The organism is Thermanaerothrix sp. (assembly GCF_056331585.1).
Genome location: NZ_JBWGPQ010000066.1, coordinates 1 through 4,881 on the forward strand (window position 1 = coordinate 1; position 4,881 = coordinate 4,881).

Sequence of the window (4,881 nt, forward strand, 5' to 3'; positions counted from 1 at the left end):
CCCATTACCCCAACCCCGCGGTTTCGTGATAAAATCTCGGCACATGCGTTGTATTTCGGATGACTGAGGTGACTCGATGCCTGAACCCATTCTGGTAGCCGTCGCTTGGCCCTATGCGAATGCCGAAATTCATGTCGGAAACCTGACTGGCTCCTACCTGCCTGCAGATATTTTCGCGCGCTATCAACGCATGAAAGGTCGGCGTGTGCTCATGGTCTCGGGTTCGGATGCCCACGGTACGCCGATCACGGTGCGCGCCGATGCGGAGAAAACCTCACCGCTCGCGGTCTACCAGCGTTATCATGCCACGTTCCTGGAATTGTTCCAACAACTGGGGCTAACTTATGATTTATTCACCAGCACACATACTGAAAACCATTTTAACGTCTCGCAAAAGATGTTTTTGGCGCTGTTGAAGAACGGCTATCTGTACCGCGATCGCCAGTTGCAGTGGTATTCGCTCACCCAGCAGCGCTTTTTACCTGACCGCTATGTTGAAGGGACATGCTACATTTGCGGTTATCCTAATACCCGCAGCGACCAGTGCGACCGCTGTGGTAATGTGCTCGATCCTGAAAAGCTGATCAACCCGCGTTCGCGCATTGATGGCTCGGTGCCCGAATTGCGCCAGACCGAGCACTATTTCCTTGATTTGGCTAAACTTCAGCCTCAGATCACTGAATTCCTTCGCGCACGTGAATCCTATTGGCGACCCAATGTGCTACGCCAATCCCTGGGCTTGATCATGACCGAGGGCCTCAAAGGCCGCCCGATTACGCGCGATTTGGATTGGGGCATCCCGGTGCCCGTGGAAGGCATGGAGGGTAAATGCCTTTACGTGTGGTTTGAGGCCGTGATTGGTTACCTCTCGGCCACGATTGAGTGGAGTCACCTGGTTGGAGAACCTGAAGCCTGGCATGCCTGGTGGCACAGCCCAGAAGCGCGCTCGTATTACTTTATCGGCAAAGACAATATCCCTTTCCATGCCATCATCTGGCCCGGCCAACTCATCGGCAGCGGTGAGACGTTGGACGAGCTCCTGGGTAGCCGTGACCCCAAGCCCTTTGTGTTGCCGTATGACGTCCCGGCCAACGAATTTATGAATCTGGAGGGGCAGAAGATTTCGGGCAGCCGCAATTGGGCGGTATGGGGACGTGATTTCCTTTCACGCTACGATCCCGACCCTCTGCGTTACTATTTGACAGCAAACATGCCCGAATTCCGCGACACCGACTGGGACTGGGAAGACTTCGTCAAACGCAACAATGATGAACTGGTGGCTACTTGGGGCAATTTGGCTAACCGCGTGTTATCCTTTACCTATAAGCATTGGGAAGGTATAGTTCCGGACCCGGGTGAGTTGACTGCCCAGGATCAGGAACTTCTAGCAACAGTTGAGAAGGGTTTTGAAGCTGTGGGCCAAGAACTGGAGGCGGTGCATCTCCGCGCCGCGCTGGGTGAAGCCATGCGTCTAGCCACCGAGGTCAACCGCTACCTGGAGCAAACCGCGCCCTGGTTGAGCATTAAGACGGACAAAGCCGCCGCTGGGCGAGCGATTTACACCGCTCTGCGCGCGATCGATTCACTAAAAATCCTATTTGCACCCTTCCTGCCCTTTAGCAGCGAGAAACTGCACCGCTATCTGGGCTACAGCGAACCCCTCTTTGGCACGCAGAGCACGATGAGTGTATCAGACAGTTTGGGCGAGCACACCGTGTTACGCTATCACCCCGAAGGCGCCACAGCGCGTTGGCAGCCCAGCCAATTGCGCCCCGGGCAACCCCTGCAACCGCCCCAGCCTCTCTTCCGCAAACTGGATCCCAGCGTGGCTGCTGACGAACGGGCGCGGTTGGGGGAGAGGGGGTGAAAAAACGAATTACTTTCATCTAAAACCGCGAAAAATGGATCTTTATTAGGGTTTCTTCGTCCCCACTACCTTCTCCTTCGAGAAAAAGGCCCGAATGAGGCTCAAGCCAAGCCTGAACCCTATTCCCACATACACTAACCCGTTGACCAGAAAGCAATAGTCCTTTGCCAAATGTTTACGATAGTATCGAAGGTAACTACGGTGCCACTCAATAATTCCACGATAAGGCTGCGTTCTGGATCCTCCCAGTCCACCATAGTGAATAACTACAGCCTCTGGGTAGTAAACCACTTTCCAACCCACCTGACGGGCGCGAAAACAGAAATCTGAATCCTCCTGATAGGCAAAAAATTGCTCGTCTAAATATCCAATCTGATCAATCACTGCGCGGCGAATCATCATGCACGATCCTGAGACGGCCTCTACTTCAACCGTTTCGTCTTCAGGCAAATAGGTGAGAAGATAGCGCCCAAACAACCGATTATGCGGAAAAAGACGCCACAACCCAGAAAAGTACGTGATCGCATCCCATGGTCGTGCCGCACTGCGCCGACATTGGCGCTGTAGCGTCCCATCTCGGTTGAGCACCTTAGGCCCACAAATCCCAATTCGAGGATTAGCCTGCATGAAAGAATACAATCTGTCAAAGGCCCCCTCACCGGGCAACGTATCGGGATTCAGTTGCACCAAGAATTCACCTCGGGCTGTACGTAAGGCCTGATTCATTGGCCGCGTGTAACCAAGATTGGTCTCATTGCGGATCAAACGCACCCAGGGAAACTTTCTCTGGAGCATCTCTACAGAACCATCGGTGGAACCATTATCCACCACAATGGCCTCCCAAGTAATCTGAGAGGCTGCTAACGGTAACCGCTCTAAACAAGCCTGTAAATAGTCTCGGGCATTGAGGTTGACGATGCAAAAAGAAACGTGGGGGAAATCGCGGGAAAATTGGGAAATATTTGGTATTAACATAGAGGCATCAGACCCTTACCTAAATGAAACCTTTCCTGGCTGTCTGTTAAGAGGACTGAAAAATACCCGCAAATTGACTTTCACGATAGGCTTGAGCAACCCGCGGTGCTTCACCCACCATTTGAAGCCGACCATGATCCAACCATGCTGCCCGATCACACATTGAGGCTACCATCTCTGTACTATGCGACACCAGTAAAATTGTAACGCCATGCAGACGTAGTTCTTCAATCCGAGACAAACATTTGCGTTGAAAAGCTTCGTCGCCTACCGAAAGAACCTCATCCAAAATCAGGATATCTGGCTCTGAGTCAATGGCAACCGCAAATCCCAATCGAGCCCACATCCCCGAGGAATACGTACGTAAAGGGGCTTCAATAAAATCCTGCAATTCTGAAAATTCAACAATGCGATCGAACTTCGCCTGCATTTCCTTGCGAGAAAAACCTAAAATGGCCCCATTCAGAAATATATTTTCGCGTCCTGTTAGTTCAGGGTGAAAGCCCGCACCCAGCTCTAACAAAGGTACCACCCGCCCATAGACTTGCACCCGCCCCTCAGTAGGACGCATCACCCGCGAAATTAGTTTAAGTAAAGTACTCTTTCCCGCACCATTTGGTCCTATGACGCCAAAGACTTCCCCCCGGTACACCTCAAATGAGACATTCCGCAAAGCCCAGAACACATGAGTGCGGACCTTACCCTGCAACCATCGAATGACAAACTCCTTGAAAGTTGCATAACGTTCAGCAGGAGTGCGATAACGCACGGAGACATTTTCGAGAATGACCACAGGATCTTGCATTCTTTGGAGCATCATACGCGATATGAAAACTCATCTGCTTTATAAGTAAACACAATCCACCCTACTACCAGAGCGATTAAAGAAAATAACACTGCTGGTCCTATCATATCAAACGAAGGGAATCGGCTATAATAGACAGCACTACGGTAAAGTTCCACCAGATAATACATGGGATTAAGTCGCATAATCCAGAGCCGTATCGTTTCAGGCAAGATGCTAACGGGATAAATAATGGGCGTAAGGTACATCCACCCCAATAACACAATGCTATACATCTCCGCCACATCAGGATAATAAACTGCAAGCGTAGAAATCAGTAACCCTACACCTAAAGCAAATGCGGCGAGTAGTATCATGGGTATTGGTATAAGGAGCAATGTCCAACGAATAGGCACTCGAGTGATGAGATTTATTAGGAGTAACGGCACTAAAGCAAAGCCAAGATTGATCAATCCGGTTAAAATTGCAGCCAATGCAAACGATGTGCGTGGGATATAAATGCGATGAAGCAATCCACCTCCCCAAACCAGATTTACCATCGCAGCATTAGTGGTTTGGGAAAAGAAATTCCAAGCGAGTAAGCCACTCAACACATAGGCTGGATAACTATGTTCAGTTTGAAAACGAAAAATATGAGAAAAGGCAATTGTGAGCACCACCATCATTCCCAAAGGGTTGAGCATCGTCCAGGCAATACCCAAAGCCGAACGCTTATACCGGGTGGTGACATCTCGCCGCGCCAATTGCAAAATTAAATCACGATAGCGTATAACCTCACGCACCTCTTCAAGCGGAGGAACACCGCGAAGCGCACTATCATAAACCTTGTTAGAGCGTATCGGTTTCATAATACAAAGTCAAATTATAATGGGATTTTATGCTAATTCGGAAAAGCCAGCGCTTTGATCTGAAGGAGATCTGGCTTACCCAACAAGCGATTGATGTAAATACACAACGTATGAGCGGTCAGCTTACTGTACAAACGGGTACACAATCCCCAAAAGGAATGGGCGTAGTTTTTCTCAATTGCGAACTGCCCAGACAACTGGCTGTTGATCGTCTCGATCAACTGTCGGACGGCATTGTGCAGATGCTTGAAAGCAGGCGAGTCCTGCTTTGCTGGTTTGCTCGTGGGATGGTGCGCAACACAATGTGATTTTTCTCCTGCAGTTCTTCCGCTATCTTTGCACTGATATAGCCTTTGTCACCCAGCACCTCCTTGTCGGTATATTCG

General features: G+C 50.2%; 4 protein-coding genes. 1 reads left to right on the forward strand and 3 read right to left on the reverse strand.

Features of this window, described 5'->3' with window-relative positions; genetic code table 11:
- Positions 1 to 76: 76 nt before the first annotated feature.
- Entirely contained in the window at positions 77 to 1,867 is a 1,791-nt protein-coding gene (gene metG, locus AC01YT_RS13395) for a methionine--tRNA ligase (protein WP_476676221.1), read from the forward strand.
- A gap of 45 nt (positions 1,868 to 1,912) precedes the next feature.
- On the opposite strand, the gene AC01YT_RS13400 is transcribed toward metG, so the two are convergent.
- From AC01YT_RS13400 to AC01YT_RS13410, 3 genes are read right to left on the reverse strand one after another with little or no spacing between them, the layout of a single operon-like run.
- Complete coding sequence (locus AC01YT_RS13400; RefSeq protein ID WP_476676223.1) at positions 1,913 to 2,842, reverse strand: glycosyltransferase family 2 protein; 930 nt, start codon at positions 2,840 to 2,842, stop codon at positions 1,913 to 1,915.
- Positions 2,843 to 2,888: 46 nt separating this feature from the next.
- On the reverse strand, positions 2,889 to 3,662 hold the full coding sequence (locus AC01YT_RS13405) for an ABC transporter ATP-binding protein (RefSeq protein ID WP_476676225.1): 774 nt from the start codon (positions 3,660 to 3,662) through the stop codon (positions 2,889 to 2,891).
- Complete coding sequence (locus tag AC01YT_RS13410) at positions 3,659 to 4,495, reverse strand: ABC transporter permease (protein ID WP_476676227.1); 837 nt, start codon at positions 4,493 to 4,495, stop codon at positions 3,659 to 3,661. Before AC01YT_RS13410 ends, AC01YT_RS13405 begins: the two co-directional genes overlap by 4 nt.
- Positions 4,496 to 4,881: the final 386 nt, after the last annotated feature.

What these genes read in the sequence shown, in the direction of transcription:
- AC01YT_RS13405 (WP_476676225.1), bottom strand. Translation starts at nt 3,662, where the DNA reads ATGATGCTCCAAAGAATGCAAGATCCTGTGGTCATTCTCGAAAATGTC.
- AC01YT_RS13400 (WP_476676223.1), bottom strand. Translation starts at nt 2,842, where the DNA reads ATGTTAATACCAAATATTTCCCAATTTTCCCGCGATTTCCCCCACGTT.
- metG (WP_476676221.1), top strand. Translation starts at nt 77, where the DNA reads ATGCCTGAACCCATTCTGGTAGCCGTCGCTTGGCCCTATGCGAATGCC.
- AC01YT_RS13410 (WP_476676227.1), bottom strand. Translation starts at nt 4,495, where the DNA reads ATGAAACCGATACGCTCTAACAAGGTTTATGATAGTGCGCTTCGCGGT.